Here is a 19,478-nt window from a genome sequence, read left to right on the forward strand (position 1 = left end):
GATGGGTACATGGGTGAGGAACGTGACGGCGTACCGCTGACCAATCTGGATCAGGAGCTGTTCGCAGGGGCCGGGGCCACCAAGCGGGACCTGGTCGACTACCTGGACGCGATGGCCGGGCGATTCCTCCCGGTGCTGCGGGACCGGCCGCTCTCGGTCATCCGGGTGCTCCGCGGCCAGGACCGGTTCATGCAGAAGAACCTGCCGAAATACACGCCGGACTGGGTGCCCCGGACCACGGTGTGGGCCGATTCGTCGCACCGCGAGGTGACGTACCCGCTGGCCAACGACCGGCGCACGCTGTTCTGGCTGGGCAACCAGCGCGCCGTCGAGTACCACCCGGCGCTCATGACCGCCGGCTCCACCCACCCCACCCATCTGATCATGGATCTGGACCCGCCGGAGGACGGCGGCTTCGGCCTGGCCGTGGCCGGCGCCCGGCTGGTCCGCCAGGCGCTCGCCGGCGCCGGGATGTCCGGGGCGGTCAAGACCAGCGGGGCCAAGGGCGTGCACGTCTTCGTCCCGCTCGCCGACGGCGCCGCCGTGGAGGACGTGGCAGCCGCCCAGCGCGCCGTCGCCGCCCGCGCCGAACGACTCGACCCGGAGCTGGCCACCACGGCGTTCATCCGGGAGGACCGGCACGGCAAGGTCTTCCTCGACGCCACCCGGGCCGGTGGAGCCACCGTGGCGGCGGCGTACAGTCCACGCGCCCGGCCGGGCGTGCCGGTCTCCTTCCCGGTCGGGTGGGACGACCTGGACCGGGTCACCCCCGCCGACTTCACCATCGCCACGGTGCCCGGCCTGCTCGGCGACCGCGACCCGTGGGCGGACGCCATGCCCGCGCCACAGAAGCTGGACCCCGAACTGGTGGCCGAGGGGCACACCATCCCGGTGGCCCGGGTCCAGGCCATGCACGAGGGCAAACGGCGAGCACGGGCCCGCCGCGAGGCGACCGGCGAGAGCTGATGGCTACTTCGATCGGTGTAGGCCGTACGCGAAAGGCGTCGACGCGGGTGACAGCCGCGGTAGGACGCGCCGCCCCGCCCGCCGGAAATAGCGTCCCCGGCATGACGACGAACCTCACCCGTACCGCCGCCGTCCTGACCCTGGTGGGCGTGCCGACCGGGCTCGCCCTCACCGGCGGGCTCGGCGAGACCGTTCTGGTCGGCGCGCTCGCCGTGAGCCTGGCCGGGCTGGTCCTCGCCGCCCGCCGGTGGCCGCTCACCGTGCTCGTCCTCTGCTTCTGCACCGTCGCCTCCTGGCGGGTGGCCGGGCTGATCGGGGCCGGCTGGCTGTGGCCGGCGACCGCCGCCCTGGTGGCGCTGGTGCTGTCCGGGCGGCTGCGGACCGCGATCATCGCCTCGGCGCTGATGCTGTTCTGGGGTCTCAACTGGGACACCTTCGTCCACCCGCACTCGGCCGACTGGGTGCTCGCCCAGCTCGGCGGGGAGACGCTGTGGGTGGCCGCCGCGCTGGCCGGCGCCTCCGCGTACCGCAGCACGCTGCGCTGGCGTGCCGAGACGGTGCACCGGATCGCCCAGGACGAGCAGCGCCGGGAACTCGAGGCCGGCCGGAGGCGGGCCGAGGAGCGTGTGGAGATCGCCCGCGACCTGCACGACGTGGTCTCCCACACGCTGGCCGTGGTCGGTGTGCATCTGAACGTGGCGCTGGACGCGTTCGACGAGGAGCCGGAAGAGGCGAAAGCGTCGCTGAAACTCGCCCAGGAGGTCCGTGGCCGGGCCATGACCGACCTGAAGACGCTGGTCGGCGTGCTGCGTGAGGACGACCTGCCGGCCATGGAGAGCCTGGAACGGCTGATCAGCCGGGTCCGCGACGCCGGCCTGCACGTGTCGTTCAACGCCGTCGGCGATCCCGTCGAACTGCCCGCGCCGGTGGCCACCGCCGTCTACCGGGTGGTGCAGGAGTCGCTGACCAACACCGTCCGGCACGCGGGCGCCACCCGGGTCGGGGTCACGCTCCGCTACGCGCCCGGCAGTGTGCTCGTCGACGTGCACGACGACGGCACGACGACCGGGCCGGTGACCGACGGGCACGGCATCTCCGGCATGCGGGAGCGGGTGGCCGCGCTCGGTGGCGCGCTCACCGCCGGACCGGTGAAGAACGGCTTCACGGTACGCGCGACCATCCCGATCGCGGAGCCGAGATGACCATCTCGGTGCTCCTCGCCGACGATCAGCACCTGGTCCGCGCCGGATTCCGCAGCCTGCTCCGGCGCGGCCGGGACATCACGGTGGTCGGTGAGGCGTCCACCGGCGACGAGGCGGTGCGCGCCGCCCGTACGCTGCGCCCCGACGTGATCCTCATGGACATCCGGATGCCCGGCATGGACGGCATCGCGGCCACCCGGCAGATCCTCGGCTTCCACGACGCCAAGGTGATCATCCTGACCACCTTCGAGACCGACGAGTACGTGTTCGCCGCTCTCGCCGCCGGGGCCAGCGGTTTCCTCACCAAGGAGATCGACCCGGACGGGCTGCGCAACGCGGTCCGGGTGGTCGCCGGCGGGGACGCCCTGCTCTCGCCCAGCGTCACCCGCCGGGTGGTCGGGCAGTTCGCCCACCGCCCGGTCCCGGCGGCCGCCTCCCCCGGCGGTGACCGGCTGGCCGTGCTCACCGACCGGGAACGCGAGGTGGTGCGGCTGGTCGCCGCCGGCCTCTCCAACGACGACATCGCCCGCGAGCTGGTGATCAGCCCGCTGACCGCGAAGACCCACGTCACCCGGGCGATCGCCAAGCTGGGCGTCCGTGACCGGGTGCAGCTGGTGATCGTGGCGTACGAGGACGGCCTGGCCGGAAACTGAGTCACAGGATCTTCTCAGGACCGTCTGCCCCAGCCCGATCTCCCGGTCACCTCCACCGCACGGTGGCGGACCGGAAGGGGTGAGACGGATGGCGGTCGACTTCACGGCCACGGATCCGGGCGCGTGGCGCCGGTGGATCCGCAGCTGCGTCGCTGTCGGAGTCCTGTTCCTGATCGGCGCCGTCCTGGTCGTCAGCGGGGAGCACGCCTGGGTTCTGCCGGTCATGGCCGGCGCCGCCTCCGCCGCCTGCGTGTGGCGGTCGCTCGGCTTCACCGGCCGGGCCCGCTGGGCGTGGGCGCTGCTCGCCGCCGGTCTGTTCACCTGGGGCCTGGGCCAGTACGCCTGGCTCGCCCACCAGGAGGCGCCGGACAGCGCCGGGCACAGCGGGCTGGGCGACATCGGCCTGATCGGTCTGGGCCTGCTCGTCCCGGCCGCGCTGCTGACCATGCCGAGTGCCGCCCAGCCGCTGGTGAACCGGATCCGCAGCGTCCTGGACGGTCTGCTGATCGCGTCGTCGCTGGTGCTGGTCGCGTGGGTCTTCGTGATGAACGACCCGATCCAGGCCGGCACGCACGGGGTGCGGTTCTATCTGACGCTGTTCTTCCCGCTGGCCGACGTGGTGATCGCCACCATGGTCGGCTACATGCTGCCGTCGCAGCGGGACCGGTACGGCTGCGGCACCGACCTGGCGTTCGTCGGCGCCGGCATGGTCGCGTTCGCGGTCGCCGACACCGGGCACGTCTACCTGCACCTGGTCGGCGATCACCACGCCGGGCCGACCGTACATCTGGGCTGGATGGCCGGTTACGCCCTGATCACGATGGGCGCGCTGCGGCCCCGGGTGGCCACCGACGCCCCGCTCGAGCTGTCGCCGCGCGTCTGGGACACCGCGGTCCTGTTGCCGTACATCGCGGTGCTGGCGGCTCTGGGCGCGAGCGTCATGTTCCACCTGCAGACCGGCCACAGCCACCCGTTCGTCGCCTTCACCCGGTCCTTCCTGATTCTGCTGATCGTCGGCCGGCAGCTGCTCACCCTGCTGGAGAACCGGGCGCTGACCCGTGGCCTGGAGACCCGGGTCACCGAGCGGACCGCCGAGTTGTACGCCCGTGAGCAGCACTTCCACGCCCTCATCCGGCACAGCTCGGACGTCGTCACGGTGATCGACAGCACCGGTGTGATCCGCTACCAGTCCGACTCGATGCAGCGGGTGTTCGGTTACCCGGCGGCGGTGTTCCTCGGCCGCCCCTACACCGAACTGGTCGACGCCGAGGTGACGATACGGCTGGCCCAGGCGATGCGCCAGGTCGCCGCCCGCCCGTTCGCCGACGTCACCCTCGAGGTCGTGCACACCCACCAGGACGGGCGCAGACTGCCCTCCGAGGTGATCATCACGAACCTGGTGGAGGACCCGCACGTGGCCGGCTTCGTGCTGAACACCCGGGACATCAGCGAGCGGATGGAACTGCAGGAACAGCTGGTGCACGAGGCGTACCACGACTCGCTCACCCAGCTCGCCAACCGGGCCCTGTTCCGGGAACGCACCGCCGTCATGCTGGAGAGCGGCGCCACCGCCACCGTGCTGCACCTCGATCTGGACGGCTTCAAGCGGGTCAACGACAGCCTCGGCCACCTGGCCGGCGACCAGCTGCTCGTCCAGGTCTCCGACCGGCTGCGCGCCTGCGTCCGCGAGGAGGACCTGGTGGCCCGGTTCGGCGCCGACGAGTTCGGGGTGCTGCTCACCGGCGACGACGGGGCCGAGGAGGTGGCCCGCCGGATCCTCGACGACCTGGACGCGCCGATCGTGCTCGGCGAACGACAGATCCACGTACGGGCCAGCATCGGCCTGGCCGACACCGCCCTGCTGGAGGAGTCCGCCGACACCCACGGCGACCGGGCCGAACAGCTGATGCGCAACGCCGACCTGGCCATGCACCACGCCAAGGCGATCGGCGGCAGCGGCTTCGCGAGCTACCACCCCCGGATGCGCGACGGCCTCGTCGAACGCCTGGAACTGGAGTCCGACCTGCGCGCCGCCCTGGAGAACGGCGATCTGCGCCTGCACTACCAGCCCACCGTCGACCTGGAGACCAGCCGGGTGATCGGTTTCGAGGCACTGGTCCGCTGGCCGCACCCGACCCGCGGCATGATCAACCCGCTGGACTTCATCCCGATCGCCGAGGCCACCGGCCTGATCGTGCCGCTCGGCCACTGGGTGCTGCACGAGGCGTGCCGCCAGGCCGTCGAATGGACCGCCGCGGCCGGCGGCCGCCCGCTGAAGATGTCGGTGAACGTGTCGGTCCGCCAGTTCGACCGGGCCGACCTGGCCGAGACCGTCGCCGCCGTGCTGGCCGAGACCGGCATGCCCGCCGGCCGGCTCTGCCTGGAGATGACCGAGAGCGTCCTGATGACCGACACCGAGGCCAACCTGGAACAGCTGGTCCGCCTCAAGGCGCTCGGCCTCACCCTGGCCATCGACGACTTCGGCACCGGCTACTCGTCCCTGGCCTACCTGCGCCGCTTCCCCGTCGACACCCTCAAGATCGACCGCTCGTTCGTGGAACGCCTCGGCGTCATCGCCGACGACACCGCCCTCACCGACACCATCGTCCGTCTCGGCCACAGCCTGGGCATGTCCACCGTCGCCGAGGGCATCGAGGAGTTCGGCCAGCTCGCCGCCCTCCGCGAGATGGGTTGCGGTTTCGCCCAGGGCTACTACTTCTCCCGCCCCGTCCCGGCCGCCGACGCCGGCCGCCTCTTCCTGGAAGGCGCCCAGACCCCCGCCTGACTCACGCCCCTGCCGGGTCCCTCTCACGACCTTTTCCGGTACGCGTGGGATGCCGCTCTGCCGAGCACCGCGAGCCGGGCGCGGGGTCCGGCCCGCGCCGCGCCCGCCGGGCTGTGCGCCGCCGGTCACCCTCACCCCGGCCGGACACCGGAGCCGCCTCGGCGGGCCTGCGACCCGCGCTGAGCGCCGGCCGGGTGAGTGGGCACCTCAGCCCGGCGGGCGCGGCACGGGCGTGACCCGGCAGCGGATCGCGGGGTACGGCGGGGCCTCGGCCCAGGCGTACCGGAAACGGGTGGGAGAACGACCGGGCAGCGAGCCGGCGGCGGGACGCGGGGTTTAGGTTGCGTGCATGCTCATCAGTTTCGGATGTCCGGTCTCCGGCGCCTGGGCGCAGCCGGAGACACTGACCGCCATCGCCCGGCGGGCCGAGGAGCTCGGCTATCACGGGCTCTGGGCGTTTCAGCGGCTGCTCGTCGGGCGCGGGCAGGATCTCGCACCGATCTATCACAGCGTGCTCGATCCGATGGTCGCGCTGACCTGGGCGGCCGCGGCGACGTCACGGATCCGGCTGGGGGTCTCCGTGATCAACCTGCCGTACCTGTCGCCCACCTACCTGGCCAAGCAGGCCGGTTCTCTGGACCGGTTGTCCGGGGGCCGGTTCGATCTGGGGTTGGGAACCGGGTGGTCGGAGCCGGAGTTCCTGGCCACCGGATCGGATCCGAAACCGCGCGGCCCGCGCACCGAGGAGTACCTGGATGTGTTGAAAGCCCTGTTCAGCGGCGGTGAGGTGGCGTATGACGGGCGTTTCTACCGGGTGCCGCCGAGCCGGATGGCGCCGTCACCGGCGCAGATGGGCGGGCCGCCGGTGCTGCTCGGCGGGACGGCCGACGTGGCGCTGCGGCGGGCCGGGCGGATCGCGGCCGGCTGGGTGAGCAGCAGCCGGACCGGTCTGCCGGAGATCGAGCGTGGCGTGCGGATCGTGCGCGAAGCCGCGGAGGCCGCCGGACGGGATCCGGACACGTTGCGTATCGTCGTACGCGGTGTCGTGCAGGCCGGGCGGCGCGACGAGGCGATTCCGCTGTCCGGGGACTGGGGTCAGATCCGCGCCGGGGCGGAGCGGTACGCTGAGGCCGGTGCCACCGAGCTGTTCTACGAGCCCAACTGGGATCCACGGATCGGCGGTCCGGACGCGGACCCCCGCGCCGCGGCGGACCTCGGGTTCGAGATCGTCGAGGCGCTCGCGCCACATGGCTGATCGTCGCCATTAGGCCGGTCCGGCGACCGGTGCGCCACCCGATGGGGCATCAATGGCGGCCTTCGATGGCCGGAATGGTCGCCGAATTGTCGCCCGCCCGGCGGGAGAGCGCGTCCCGGCGGGGCCGCCGGGGCAGGCTGCGAAGCTCATCTATATACGGCGAAGACGATCACGGACCGTAAATCTTCCCGTGATAAGGCGCACACACCGCAGGACTCACGGGACCAACGGCCTCCTGCAGTCATGATCTTGAAACAACGGGGAAACGGTGATGTGGCTTTCATCGCTCGCCACTTAGATAACTCTGCGCAACCGCGCGATTGCCTGCTGAATCTCCATAGCCGACAAAACGCCCACGTGACGCGACCACTACGTACCAGTTTGGTAGCAGATTTGGGGTTTTGGGGAGTCCTTCGGCAGATGGTGGTATGACCTAATCCATATGGCTGCGCCCGCTCTCTGTTATTCATTCGATGCGTCAACTCATTTCCTAAACCCCGATTCCCGACTACGTTTGCCAACCGCAGCATCCGAATACCTCTCACGCACGGCGCATGTGAGGTGTGTCCGTCCATGGAGGTGAACCACAAGCGTGGAACCGTTGATCGATGACCCCGCGCTGACGGGGACCAAGCTCTCCGAGGAGCCTGAGACCAGCGGCAGGAAGTCTCAGGCGACCCAGGGCAAGTCGCTGACCCGCATCGCCCTGGGGCGGCTCCGCAGAGACCGGACCGCCATGATCTGCCTCGGCATCGTCCTCACCTTCGTGCTGATCGCGATCTTCGCGCCCCTGCTGGCCAAGCTCGAGGGCCAGGATCCGACGACGTACCATCAGGACCTGATCGACGACTTCGGATACCCGACGATCGGCCCCAACTCCGAGCACTGGTTCGGCATCGAGCCTCGTCTCGGGCGCGACCTGTTCGCCCGCTGGGTCTACGGCGCCCGCCCGTCGATGATCGTGGCCGCTTCGGCGACCATCATCTCCACCATCATCGGTGTCGTCGTCGGCCTGGTCGCCGGCTTCGCCCGTGGCTGGGTCGACCGGCTGCTCTCCTGGGTGATCGACTTCGTGCTGAGCCTGCCGAGCCTCCTCTTCGCCATCGCCGTCCCGGCCGTGGCGGTGTCCGTGATCTACGGCGCCCAGGAGGGCGTCTCGGCCGAGCAGACCTCGAACGTCCGGTTCTACTCGCTGATCTTCGTGCTGTCCGCCATCGGCTGGGCGAACCTCGCCCGGCTGATCCGGGGTGAGGTGCTCTCCCTGCGAGAGCGGGAGTTCATCCAGGCCGCGAAGGTGCTCGGGGTGCCGACCCGCAAGATCCTCTTCAAGGAGTTGCTGCCGAACCTGGTGGCCCCGATCGTCATCGCCTCCTCGCTCGCGCTGCCGGCCTACATCGTCACCGAGGCGGGCCTGACCGTTCTGGGCGTCGGCCTGACCGAGCCGACGCCGTCATGGGGCCTGACGATCTCGGCCGCGACCAACTACTACCGGGCCGACCCGCTCTATCTGTGGATCCCCGTTCTCGGCATCACGATCCTGGTCATCTCGCTGAGCCTGCTCGGAGATGCCATCCGCGACGCGTTCGATCCGCGCACCCGGCGGTGAGGACCCTGCAGTACAAGTTGAGAAGAGGAGAAATGGCGAGACGAGCCAAGTTGGCCGTGGTGGCCGCAGCCGCTGTGACCCTGGGTATCGCGGGCTGTGGCAGCCCGTCGTCGAACAATTCGGATAAGTCCGGCAAGGACACCGGCAAGATCACAACCGCGGTGCAGGGCGTCGACGCCACCGCCAAGGGCCCGGCCGAGGAGATCGCCGGCGCGAAGAAGGGTGGTGACCTCACGGTCTACCAGCTTTCGACGGTGGCCACCATCGACCCGACCAACAACTACTACGTCGACGCGAACGAGATCGCCAAGCTGATCTTCCGCACGCCGACCCAGTACGACATCCGCGACGGCAAGCCGGTGCTCGTCCCGGACCTGACCGACCTCGGTACGGTCTCCGCGGACAAGCTGACCTGGACCTTCAAGCTGCAGCCGAACATCAAGTACCACGACGGCTCGCCGATCAAGGTCGAGGACATGGCGTACGCCATCAAGCGCTCCTTCGCGCACGATGTCTACCCTGACGGTCCCACGTACCAGATGTCGTACTTCAAGGACGGCGACAAGTACAAGGGCCCGTACGCCAGCAAGGACGCCTACGCCGGTGTGGAGACCCAGGGCACCGACACCCTGATCATCCACCTCGCGACGCCCTTCGCCGACCTGCCGTACTACATGACCTTCCCGATGTTCACGCCGATCCCCGAGGCGAAGGACACCAAGCAGGAGTACCAGCTCAACCCGATGGCGACCGGCCCGTACTCGGTCGAGAAGTTCACCGTCGGCAGCGAGCTGAAGCTGGTCAAGAACCCGAACTGGGACCCGAACACCGACCCGGTGCGCCACCAGTACCTGGACACCTGGACCTTCAAGTGGGGCCAGGATGACGTCAAGACCCAGCAGCAGGTGCTGAACAGCAACGGCGTGGACGCGAACGCCATGAACTCGTTCAACATCGACGCCACGCTGGTCCAGCAGATCGCCGGCAAGGAGACCCAGCTCGTCCAGGGCGCCAGCCCGTGCACCCGGGTCTGGCAGATGGACACCCGGAAGATTCCGCTGGAGGTCCGCAAGGCCATCGCCGTGGCGTGGCCGTACGACGCCGTCTGGAAGGCCGGCGGCTACAACCCGTACACCGCTGAGCGGGCCAGCAGCATCCTGCCGCCGAGCGTCCCCGGCCACGAGAAGTACGCGCCCTCCGAGGGTCTGAGCGGCGTCGGCCCGGGCGACCCGGCCAAGGCCAAGCAGATGCTCGAGGCCGCCGGCAAGCTCGGTTTCGAGGTCAGCTGGTACTTCGACAACCAGAAGCCGGTGCCGCAGCAGGTCGCGCAGACCATCGCGCAGGCGCTGACGGCGGCGGGCTTCACCGCCAAGCCGGTCGGTGTGCCGACCGCCGACCTGCGTAAGAAGGCCGGCGACTACGACGCCCCGGTCAACTTCGGTCAGACCCCGCGTGGCTGGTGCTCCGACTGGCCGACCGGCAACAGCTGGTTCCCGGTGCTGTTCCGTACCCAGAGCATCGAAGAGGGCCAGAGCTGGGGCATGCTGAAGGACCCGGCTCTCGACGCCGAGATCAACGAGCTGTCGAAGCTCCCGTCCGAGGAGTCCACCCCGAAGTGGGCCGCGCTCGACAAGAAGATCATGGACATGTACGTCGCGATCCCCATGACCTACGAGAAGAACGCGATCGTCAAGGGCACGAACGTCGGCCCGATCCAGACGGACCCGACCATGGGCATGCCGTTCTTCCCGGACGCGCACCTGCTCAGCTGATTCCCCGGTGACACTCCGATGGTCCGGTCCGCGCGCGGGCCGGACCATCGGCCGGAGAAGCACTGTCGTATCTTCCACCGGCCACACCCGTGAGCCGGCCCCATCGACCGATCCGCAATCAGGAAACACGAGGAGTTTGCGGTGCTGTTGTACATCCTGCGACGCGCGGCGAGTGCGATCTCGGTCATCTTCGTCACGCTGGTCGCCAGCTACGCACTCTTCCTCCTGGCGCCGACCGACCCGGCCGGCACCATCTGCGGACCGAAGTGCACCCCCGACCGCGCTGCTGAGATCACCAAGGCCCTCGAGCTGGAGGAGCCGCCGCTCCTTCAGATCGGCGCCTATCTGAAAGGCGTCGTCGCCGGGCGCGACTACGAGATCGGCGGCACCGTCCGCGAGTGCGACGCGCCGTGCCTCGGCTACTCGTTCGCCCTCGGCCGGCCGGTCACCGAACTCATCGGCGACGCGCTGCCGGTCACCCTCTCGATCGTCGGCGGCGCCGCGATCATCTACTTCGGCACCGGTGTGCTGGTCGGCACGCTGGCGGCCCGGCACCGAGGGACGACGCTGGACCGGCTGGCGGTGAGCTCCAGCCTCACGATCAACTCGGTGCCGTACTTCATCGTGGTTCTGCTCGTCGCCCTGTATCTGTCGGGGGTCGTCATTCCCCGCTCGGAGTACCATCCGCTGTTGGAGAATCCGTTAGCCTGGGCCGCCGGCCTGATGGCCGCCTGGCTGACGCTCGGGCTCACCAATGCCGCCTCCTACACCCGGTACTCGCGAGCCGCCATGATCGAGTCGCTCGGCCAGGACTACGTCCGGACCGCCCGGTCCAAGGGCATCAGTGAGCGCCGCGTGGTCTACCGCCACGGCGTGCGCGCCGGCCTCAGCCCGGTGGTCACGATCGTCGGCCTCGACATCGCGTACCAGTTGACCAACACGCTGTTCACCGAGAGCATCTTCGGCCTGCCCGGCCTCGGCCTGCTGACGCTGCGCGCCTTCAACACGTACGACCTGCCGGTTCTGCTCGGCAGCGTGCTGGTCGGCTCCACCGTCCTGGTCCTGATGAACCTGCTCGTCGACATCATCTACTCGTTCCTCGACCCGCGGGTCCGGATCGCATGACCGCGCCGGACACCCCCGTCACGCAAGGCGGCGACATGGACCAGACCACTCACGAACCGCAGGCGGCCGTCCGGTCCCGGCGACCGACCGTCCCCGGCGAGCAGCCCTACCTCGAGGTCACCGACCTTCAGGTCAGGTTCCCCACGGCGGACGGCGTCGTCCAGGCGGTCGATGGTCTGACGTACTCCCTGCCGCTGGGCCGCACCCTCGCCATCGTCGGCGAGTCCGGCTCGGGCAAGAGTGTGTCGAGCATGGCCGTGATGGGACTGCACGACCGCAAGAGCACCTTCATGTCCGGCTCCATCAAGATCGGCGGCCGCGAGGTCGTCGGCATGTCGGAGAAGGACCTGATGGGGATCCGCGGCGCCCAGGCCGCGATGATCTTCCAGGACCCGCAGTCGTCGATGCACCCGTACTTCACCATCGGCGACCAGATCATGGAGTCCTACCGGAACCACAACAAGGTCACCAAGAAGGCCGCCAGGGACCGGGCCATCGAGATGCTCGACCGGGTCGGCATCCCGAACCCGCAGCGGCGCGTCGACCAGTACCCGCACGAGTTCTCCGGCGGTATGCGGCAGCGCGCGATGATCGCGATGGCCCTGGTCAACGACCCGAAGCTGCTGATCGCCGACGAGCCGACCACGGCTCTGGACGTGACCGTGCAGGCCCAGATCCTGGACCTGATCGCCGACCTGCAGCGCGACTTCGGCTCCGCGGTCGTCTTCATCACCCACGACCTCGGTGTGGTCGCCGAGATCGCGGACGACATCCTGGTCATGTACGCCGGCAACGCGGTCGAGCACGGCCCGGTGCGGAAGATCCTCGGCACGCCGCTGCACCCGTACACCTGGGGTCTGCTGGAAAGCATCCCGGCCGTCTCCGGCACGCCCGGCCCGCTGCACCCGATCCCGGGGGCACCGCCGAGCCTGCTGGCCATGCCGTCCGGCTGTGCCTTCAACCCGCGCTGCGAGTTCCGCGAGCGGGTGCCCGGCGACCTGTGCCGGACCCTGCGCCCGGAGCTGATCGCCCGCACCGCTGACCCCGGCCGCTCTTCGCGCTGCCACCTCAAGGACCCCGACCGGGTGTTCGAGACCGATGTCCTCCCCCGGCTGCCGTAAGGAACCACGACGATGACCGCTGCTACCGCATCCGTCAAATCCGGCGTCCGCAAGGTCGAGGGCGCGCCGCTGCTCGAGTTGCAAGACGTCAAGATGCACTTCCGGATCAGGGGTGACGGCAAGCTGATCCGCGGCTCCAAGTCGGTCCAGGCGGTGGACGGGGTCAGCTTCACCCTGCAGCCGGGCGAGACGTTGGGCCTGGTCGGCGAGTCCGGTTGCGGTAAGTCCACGACCGCCCGGTTGATCACCCGGTTGCTCGAACCCACCGGCGGGAAAATCAACTTCCAGGGTGTGGACATCGCTCACATGAAGGAGCGACAGCTGCGGCCGTACCGGCGGGAGATCCAGCTGATCTTCCAGGACCCGTACTCGTCGCTGAACCCGCGGCACAACGTGGGCACGATCGTCGGCACCGCGCTGCGGACGCACGAGATGGTCGAGCGCAAGGGTGAGCTCAAGCGCATCCAGGAGCTCCTGGAGATGGTCGGCCTCAACCCGGAGCACTACAACCGGTACCCGCACGAGTTCTCCGGCGGCCAGCGGCAGCGCATCGGCATCGCCCGTGCCCTCGCCGCCCGGCCGAAGGTGATCGTCGCCGACGAGCCGGTCTCCGCGCTGGACGTCTCGATCCAGGCACAGGTGATGAACCTGCTGGAGAACCTGCGCTCCGAGCTCGGCATCGCGTTCGTCTTCATCGCCCACGACCTGGGTGTGGTCCGGCACTTCTGCGACCGGGTCGCGGTCATGTACCTCGGCCGGGTCGTCGAGGAAGGCGGGCGCGACGACCTGTACCAGCGGCCCACCCACCCGTACACCCAGGCGCTGCTCTCCGCCGTGCCGGACATCGCGGTGGTCCGCGGCGTGCCGCCGAAGACCCGGATCCGGCTGCAGGGCGACGTGCCCAGCCCGGTCGACCCGCCGTCCGGCTGCCGGTTCCGCACCCGGTGCTGGAAGGCTCAGGACATCTGCGCCACCCAGGACCCGGTGCTGTTGGAGCACACGCCGAAGCTGCGCTCGGCGTGCCACTTCGCCGAGCCCCCGGCCGAGTCGATCGTGGCCGAGACCGTCTGATTACCCTGGCCGAGTGGAAAGTCGATCCCCGACCGTCTACCGCACCAGATCGTGGCAGAATCGCCGCCGGGCGCTCCGAGCGCTCGGCGGCGCCGGGCTGGTGCTGGTGGGCTATCTGATCGGGCGCTGGCAGGACACCCCGGCCGACCCGATGATCACCACGCCGATCGTCGCCTCGCCCACGGTCACGAGCATCCCGGCGGAGCCGTCCGAGCTGTCGGAGCCGTCGGCTACCCCGTCCGAGGCGGCGCCCAGCCCGGTCACGTACGCGCTCCTGCAAGCCGAGGCGGCCGCCGAGCTGGCCGGGGTGCAGACGGAGCCGACCGACGACGAGGGCGGCGGAGAGAACGTCGGCTGGATCAACCGGGACGACCATCTACGATTCGACGGCTTCGACTTCGGCGCGGTGGCGGCGACCAAGGCCCGGATCCGGGTCGCGTCGGGGGCCGGCGGCACCGGGCGGATACAGATCCGGGTGGACAGCCGGACCGCCGATCCGGTCGGTGAGCTGTCGGTCGGCAACACCGGCGGCTGGCAGAGCTGGCGTACCGACACGGCGGTGCTCCGGCCGGTGACCGGGGTGCACACCGTTTACGTGACTTTCACCTCGAACGACGGCGCCGAGTTCGCCAACGTGAACTGGCTGCAGTTCGAGCACTAACCGATTCACCTGCGTCGTTATATTGCCGTGACCGAAGGCGCCCCCTGCCTCGCTCGCTCGGTACTACTCCAAAGTGCTGTGCAGAAAGCATTAGGTTGATTCGCCGGCCCTCGAAACGGGGCCGTCCGGTGAGACGGGCGGTCGTCCTCTCCCAGGACGACCGCCCGCTGCCGGACGGCCCTGGCGGTGAGGCAGACTCGGAGCGTGCGGAAGATCTGTGTAGTAGGAATCGGCGCCGGCGACCCCGACCATCTGACCCTGCAGGCGGCGAAGGCCATCGGCCGTACCGATGTGTTCTTCCTGCTCGACAAGGGCGAGACCAAGGCGAGCCTGATCGAGCTGCGGGAGCGCCTGATCCGGGGCTACTCACACCCGCGGAAGCGGATCGTCGAAGGCCGCGACCCCGACCGCGACCGCACCCCGGCCGACTACACGGGCACGGTCGCGGACTGGCGGCACCGCCGCTCGCTGGTCCTCGAAGAGCTGATCATCGAGCACCTCAAGGACGACGAGACCGGCTCGATCCTGGTCTGGGGCGACCCCTCGCTGTACGACTCGACGATCGCCATCCTGGAGGAGATCCTGGCCCGCGGGGCGGTCGAGTTCGAGTTCGAGGTGATCCCCGGCATCAGCAGCGTCTCCGCGCTGGCCGCCAAGCACCGCATCGGGCTGAACCGGGTGGGCCGGCCGGTGCAGATCACCACCGGCCGGCGGCTCGCCGAGGGCTGGCCGGAAGTCGTCGACGACGTGGTCGTGATGCTCGACGCCCAGCAGGCCTTCACGGCGCATCCGGACGCCGACATCTACTGGGGCGCCTACGTGAGCACCGGGGACGAACTGCTCGCCGCCGGCCGGGTGTCCGAGGTGGCGGAGGAGATCGTCGAGACCCGTGCGGCGGCCCGCGAGCGCCACGGCTGGATCATGGACACCTATCTGCTGCGCCGCCCGGACGCCGACTGAACCCGGCCGGCCCTCAGCGCTGCCTCGACGCCTCGAAGCAGCACCCGGAGCCGGCCTGAACTACAGCCACGTCAAACCCCGGCCGGCCCTCAGCGCTGCCTCGACAGCCCCGAACCAGCCGAACTACAGCTCGTTGAAAGGCGCGGCGTACGTGAAGACGCCGCGCACCGCCGGGTCGTGGGCGGTCAGCGGCCGTACCTGGAAGTACGGCGCCCACTCGGGCACCTGCGGCTCGATTCCGTGCTCGGCCGCCGGCCGGAACCCGAACCGGGAGTAGTAGGCCGGGTCGCCGAGCAGCACCACCAGCGGCTCGTCGAGGGCGTCGGCGGCGCCCAGCACCGCGTGCATGAGCGCCGAGCCGACACCACTGCGCTGATGATCCGGGTGCACGCTGACCGGCCCCAGCCCGAGGGCGGGGGCGTCGCCGACGCGGCCGCGAGTGCACACCACGTGTCCCACGACAGCACCGTCCACGATCGCCACCAGCGACAGCGCGGGCAGCCAGCCCTCGTCGGCACGCAGCCGGCCCACCAGCGGCGCCTCGTCCGGCTCGACCCCGTCGGGCAGCGGCTCCCGGAAGTGTGGCGCGGTGAACGCGGCGGCCGTCACCGTCCGGATCGCCTCGATGTCGGCATCGGTCTCACGTCGAATGATCACCCCTGCAGTGTCTCAGGCCGGGCCATCCTCCAGATCACCCTCGGTCCGCAGGTAAAGCTCCCGCAGCGCGGCCAGCGTCTCCGGCTCCGGTGACTCCCACAGCCGCCGGTCGGCGGCCTCCAGCAGGCGCTCGGCGATGCCGTGCAGCGCCCACGGGTTCGACTGGCGCATGAACTTCTGGTTCTCGTCGTCGAGCACGTAGGACGCGGCGAGCTGCTCATACATCCAGTCGGTCACCACGCCGGCGGTGGCGTCGTAACCGAACAGGTAGTCCACGGTGGCGGCCAGCTCGAAGGCGCCCTTGTAGCCGTGCCGCCGCATCGCGGCGATCCAGCGCGGGTTCACCACCCGGGCCCGGAAGATCCGCGCGGTCTCCTCGGTGAGGCTGCGGGTCCGTGCCTGGTCCGGGTTGGTGGAGTCGCCGATGTACGCCGCCGGCGCGCGACCGGTGAGCGCACGCACCGTGGCGATCATGCCGCCGTGGTACTGGAAGTAGTCGTCCGAGTCGGCGATGTCGTGCTCGCGGGTGTCGATGTTCTTGGCGGCCACGTCGATCCGCCGGTAGGCGTTCTCCATGTCCCCGCGAGCCGGCACCCCGTCCAGGTCCCGCCCGTAGGCGAAGCCGCCCCACACCGCGTACACCTCGGCCAGGTCGGCGTCGTCACGCCAGTTGCGGCTGTCGATGAGCGGCAGGATTCCCGCCCCGTACGCCCCCGGCCGCGACCCGAAGATCCGCATCGTGGCCCGCCGCCAGTCGCCGTGTTCCCCCTGATCGCGCAGCGCGTGCTCACGAACGTGGTTGTCCGGCTCGTCCAGCCCGGCGACCAGCTTGAACGCGTCGTCGAGCAGCGCGACCACGTGCGGGAACGCGTCCCGGAAGAAGCCGGAGATCCGGACCGTCACGTCGATCCTCGGCCGGCCCAGTTCCTCGGCCGGGATCGGCTCCAGTCCGGTGACCCGCCGTGACGCCGGGTCCCAGATCGGGCGGACACCGATCAGTGCGAGGATCTCGGCGATGTCGTCGCCGGCCGTGCGCATGGCGCTGGTGCCCCAGGCGGAGAGGCCGACCGAGCGGGGCCAGTCGCCGTGATCGGCGCGGTAGCGGGTCAGCAGCGAGTCGGCCATCGCCTGGCCGGTCTCCCAGGCGAGTTGGCTCGGGATCGCCTTCGGGTCGACGGAGTAGAAGTTGCGGCCGGTCGGCAGCACGTTGATCAGGCCGCGCAGCGGGGAGCCGCTGGGGCCGGCCGGGACGTAGCCGCCGTCCAGCGCGTGCAGCACGTTGGTCAGCTCGTCGGTGGTCCTCGCCAGCCGTGGCACGACCTCACCGGCGGCGAACTCGAGGACCCGCGCCACCTGCCCGACATCCGACAGGTCCGAAATATCGTCAGGAACAGCGGGGGCTGCGGAGAGCGCGGAGGACACGAACTCGCCGGAGACGGTCGTCGGCCAGCCGGCCTCCTCCATCGCCGTCACCAAAGCCCTGGCCTGTGCCTCGACCGCGTCCGTAGCGGCGGTCGGCGCGTCCTCCGGCAGGCCCAGCGCCTCCCGCAGACCCGGCAGCGCGGCCACCTGACCGGCCCACATCTGCCGCGCCCGCAGCATGGCCAGCACCAGGTTGATCCGCGCCTCACCGGACGGCGCCGCCCCGAGCACATGCAGCCCGTCACGGATCTGCACGTCCTTGACCTCACACAGCCATCCGTCGATGTGCATGATGAAGTCGTCGAACTCCTCATCGCCGGGCCGGTCGGCCTGACCGAGGTCGTGGTCCATCCGCGCGGCCTGGATCAGGGTCCAGATCTGCGCCCGGATCGCCGGGAGTTTCGCCGGGTCCAGGGCCGCGATGTTGGCGTGCTCGTCGAGCAACTGCTCCAGACGGGCGATGTCGCCATACGACTCGGCGCGCGCCATCGGCGGGATCAGATGATCGACCAGGGTGGCGTGCGCCCTGCGTTTGGCCTGCGTGCCCTCGCCCGGGTCGTTGACCAGGAACGGGTAGATCAGCGGCAGATCGCCGAGCGCCGCGTCGGTGCCGTCCGAGGCGGACATGCCCACGTTCTTGCCGGGCAGCCACTCCAGGTTGCCGTGCTTGCCGACGTGCACCACCGCGTGCGCGCCGAACTCGTCGGCCACCCACCGGTAGGCGGCCAGGTAGTGGTGGCTCGGCGGCAGGTCCGGGTCGTGGTAGATGGCGACCGGGTTGGCCCCGAACCCGCGCGGAGGCTGAACCATCACCACGATGTTCTCGTCGCGGAGCGCGGCCAGCACGATGTCGCCGTCGTCGACATAGAGCTCACCGGGAGCCGGCCCCCAATGCCGCTCGACACTCTCCCGGAAATCCGCCGGGAGCCGGTCGAACCACTCCTGGTAGCGGGACGCCGGAATCCTGACCGGGTTTCCGGACAACTGCTCCTCGGTCAGCCAGTCCGGGTCCTGCCCACCGGCGGCGATCAGCGTATGGATCAGACCGTCGCCGTCGTACGAATCGAGATCTCCAACTTTGTAGCCTTCATCGCGAAGAGCGGCGAGCAGCGCGACCGTCGAGGCCGGAGTGTCCAGGCCCACCGCGTTCCCGATCCGGGAGTGCTTCGTCGGGTAGGCCGACAGCATCAGCACGATCCTGCGGTCGGCGGGCGGGACGTGCCGCAGCCGGGCGTGCGCCACCGCGATGCCGGCCACCCGCGACGCCCGCTCCTCGTCCGCCACATACACCGACAGCCCGTCCTCGTCGATCTCCTTGAACGAGAACGGCACCGTGATGATCCGGCCGTCGAACTCCGGGATCGCCACCTGCGTCGCCGCGTCCAGCGGGGTGAGCCCGTCGTCGGAGGCCTCCCAGACGGCCCGCGAACTGGTCAGGCACAGCCCCTGCAGAATCGGCACGTCCAGATCGGCGAGCACCCCGACGTCCCACGCCTCGTCGTCGCCGCCCGCGCTCGCTGTCGCCGGGCGGGTGCCGCCGGCCGCCAGCACCGTCACCACCAGCGCGTCGGCCTTGCGCAGCTCGGCCAGCAGCTCCGGCGGCGCGGTCCGTAGCGAAGCGGTGTAGATCGGCATGGCACGCGCGCCCTTGGCCTCGATCGCCCGGCAGAGCGTCTCGACGAACGCCGTGTTGCCCGCCATGTGGTGCGCCCGGTAGTAGAGCACCGCGACGGTCGCCTCGCCTGCCGACTCCGGGCGCGGCAGGAGACCCCACTGTGGGCTCTCCACCGCCGGCGCGAACCCGTTGCCGGTCAGCAGCACCGTGTCGGAGAGGAAGTCGTGCAGCGAGGCCAGGTTGTCCGCGCCGCCGTGCGCCAGATAGGCGTGCGCCTCGGCGGCCACCCCGGCGGGCACCGTGGACAGCTTCATCAACTCGGCGTCCGGCGCCTGCTCACCGCCCAGGACGACGACCGGCACACCACTCGCGAGCAGCGTGTCCAGCCCCTCCTCCCAGGCCCGGCGTCCACCCAGGATGCGCACCACCACGAGGTCGGCCCCGTCGAGCAGGGCCGGCAGATCGGAGACCGCGGTCCGGGCCGGGTTGGCCGGGCGCCACGCGGAGCCGCTGGCCCGGGCGCTGAGCAGGTCGGTGTCGGAGGTCGACAGCAGCAGAAACACGCGCGCTCCCCTCGGGGTCCGCGCCCCGGGTAGTCGGATGTCAC

Annotated in this window: 14 protein-coding genes; 12 read left to right on the top strand and 2 right to left on the bottom strand. The window is 70.1% G+C overall.

The features are described 5' to 3' along the window. Window positions 1–9: 9 nt before the first annotated feature. The 12 genes from AB0I88_RS12080 to cobF all read left to right on the top strand — a co-directional run bounded on the left by AB0I88_RS12080 (window position 10) and on the right by cobF (window position 15,177). Window positions 10–966, top strand: a complete 957-nt coding sequence (locus tag AB0I88_RS12080) for an ATP-dependent DNA ligase (RefSeq protein WP_361021689.1) — start codon at window positions 10–12, stop codon at window positions 964–966. A gap of 101 nt (window positions 967–1,067) precedes the next feature. Continuing rightward, window positions 1,068–2,168, top strand: coding sequence for a sensor histidine kinase (locus AB0I88_RS12085; protein WP_361021693.1), 1,101 nt, complete (start codon window positions 1,068–1,070; stop codon window positions 2,166–2,168). After that, complete coding sequence (locus AB0I88_RS12090; RefSeq protein WP_361021696.1) at window positions 2,165–2,821, top strand: response regulator transcription factor; 657 nt, start codon at window positions 2,165–2,167, stop codon at window positions 2,819–2,821. Before AB0I88_RS12085 ends, AB0I88_RS12090 begins: the two co-directional genes overlap by 4 nt. An 88-nt stretch (window positions 2,822–2,909) precedes the next feature. After that, complete coding sequence (locus tag AB0I88_RS12095; RefSeq protein ID WP_361021699.1) at window positions 2,910–5,606, top strand: bifunctional diguanylate cyclase/phosphodiesterase; 2,697 nt, start codon at window positions 2,910–2,912, stop codon at window positions 5,604–5,606. Window positions 5,607–5,955: 349 nt separating this feature from the next. Continuing rightward, a complete protein-coding gene (locus AB0I88_RS12100; RefSeq protein WP_361021702.1) occupies window positions 5,956–6,861 on the top strand; it encodes a TIGR03619 family F420-dependent LLM class oxidoreductase in 906 nt (301 codons plus the stop codon). Between the two features lie 592 nt (window positions 6,862–7,453). Next, entirely contained in the window at window positions 7,454–8,467 is a 1,014-nt protein-coding gene (locus AB0I88_RS12105; RefSeq protein WP_361021705.1) for an ABC transporter permease, read from the top strand. A gap of 32 nt (window positions 8,468–8,499) precedes the next feature. Beyond that, window positions 8,500–10,239 carry an ABC transporter substrate-binding protein gene (locus tag AB0I88_RS12110; RefSeq protein ID WP_361021708.1) on the top strand — a complete coding sequence of 580 codons (1,740 nt, stop codon included), beginning with the start codon at window positions 8,500–8,502 and terminating at the stop codon, window positions 10,237–10,239. Window positions 10,240–10,380: 141 nt separating this feature from the next. Continuing rightward, complete coding sequence (locus tag AB0I88_RS12115; protein WP_361021711.1) at window positions 10,381–11,364, top strand: ABC transporter permease; 984 nt, start codon at window positions 10,381–10,383, stop codon at window positions 11,362–11,364. A 35-nt stretch (window positions 11,365–11,399) separates the two neighbouring features. Then, window positions 11,400–12,485 (top strand): ABC transporter ATP-binding protein, encoded by a 1,086-nt coding sequence (locus AB0I88_RS12120; RefSeq protein ID WP_361021713.1) that lies wholly within the window; start codon window positions 11,400–11,402, stop codon window positions 12,483–12,485. A 12-nt stretch (window positions 12,486–12,497) separates the two neighbouring features. Then, window positions 12,498–13,556, top strand: a complete 1,059-nt coding sequence (locus AB0I88_RS12125; RefSeq protein ID WP_361021717.1) for a dipeptide ABC transporter ATP-binding protein — start codon at window positions 12,498–12,500, stop codon at window positions 13,554–13,556. 13 nt (window positions 13,557–13,569) lie between these two features. Further along, the gene (locus AB0I88_RS12130) at window positions 13,570–14,217 is read left to right on the top strand and encodes a carbohydrate-binding protein (RefSeq protein WP_361021720.1); all 648 of its coding nucleotides are present in this window, start codon (window positions 13,570–13,572) and stop codon (window positions 14,215–14,217) included. 204 nt (window positions 14,218–14,421) lie between these two features. Further along, window positions 14,422–15,177, top strand: a complete 756-nt coding sequence (gene cobF, locus AB0I88_RS12135; protein ID WP_361021723.1) for a precorrin-6A synthase (deacetylating) — start codon at window positions 14,422–14,424, stop codon at window positions 15,175–15,177. Between the two features lie 123 nt (window positions 15,178–15,300). Here the strand turns inward: cobF and AB0I88_RS12140 are convergent, their stop codons facing one another. Further along, entirely contained in the window at window positions 15,301–15,834 is a 534-nt protein-coding gene (locus tag AB0I88_RS12140; RefSeq protein WP_361021726.1) for an N-acetyltransferase, read from the bottom strand. 12 nt (window positions 15,835–15,846) lie between these two features. Then, entirely contained in the window at window positions 15,847–19,434 is a 3,588-nt protein-coding gene (cobN, locus tag AB0I88_RS12145; protein WP_361021729.1) for a cobaltochelatase subunit CobN, read from the bottom strand. Between the last annotated feature and the right edge of the window lie 44 nt (window positions 19,435–19,478).

Origin of the sequence: Actinoplanes sp. NPDC049802, from assembly GCF_040656595.1 — a bacterium.
GTDB lineage: Bacteria > Actinomycetota > Actinomycetes > Mycobacteriales > Micromonosporaceae > Actinoplanes.

Bases quoted from the DNA above. Each gene is read 5' to 3' on its own strand.
- AB0I88_RS12080 (WP_361021689.1), top strand. From the start codon at position 10: ATGGGTGAGGAACGTGACGGCGTACCGCTGACCAATCTGGATCAGGAG.
- AB0I88_RS12085 (WP_361021693.1), top strand. From the start codon at position 1,068: ATGACGACGAACCTCACCCGTACCGCCGCCGTCCTGACCCTGGTGGGC.
- AB0I88_RS12090 (WP_361021696.1), top strand. From the start codon at position 2,165: ATGACCATCTCGGTGCTCCTCGCCGACGATCAGCACCTGGTCCGCGCC.
- AB0I88_RS12095 (WP_361021699.1), top strand. From the start codon at position 2,910: ATGGCGGTCGACTTCACGGCCACGGATCCGGGCGCGTGGCGCCGGTGG.
- AB0I88_RS12100 (WP_361021702.1), top strand. From the start codon at position 5,956: ATGCTCATCAGTTTCGGATGTCCGGTCTCCGGCGCCTGGGCGCAGCCG.
- AB0I88_RS12110 (WP_361021708.1), top strand. From the start codon at position 8,500: ATGGCGAGACGAGCCAAGTTGGCCGTGGTGGCCGCAGCCGCTGTGACC.
- AB0I88_RS12120 (WP_361021713.1), top strand. From the start codon at position 11,400: ATGGACCAGACCACTCACGAACCGCAGGCGGCCGTCCGGTCCCGGCGA.
- AB0I88_RS12125 (WP_361021717.1), top strand. From the start codon at position 12,498: ATGACCGCTGCTACCGCATCCGTCAAATCCGGCGTCCGCAAGGTCGAG.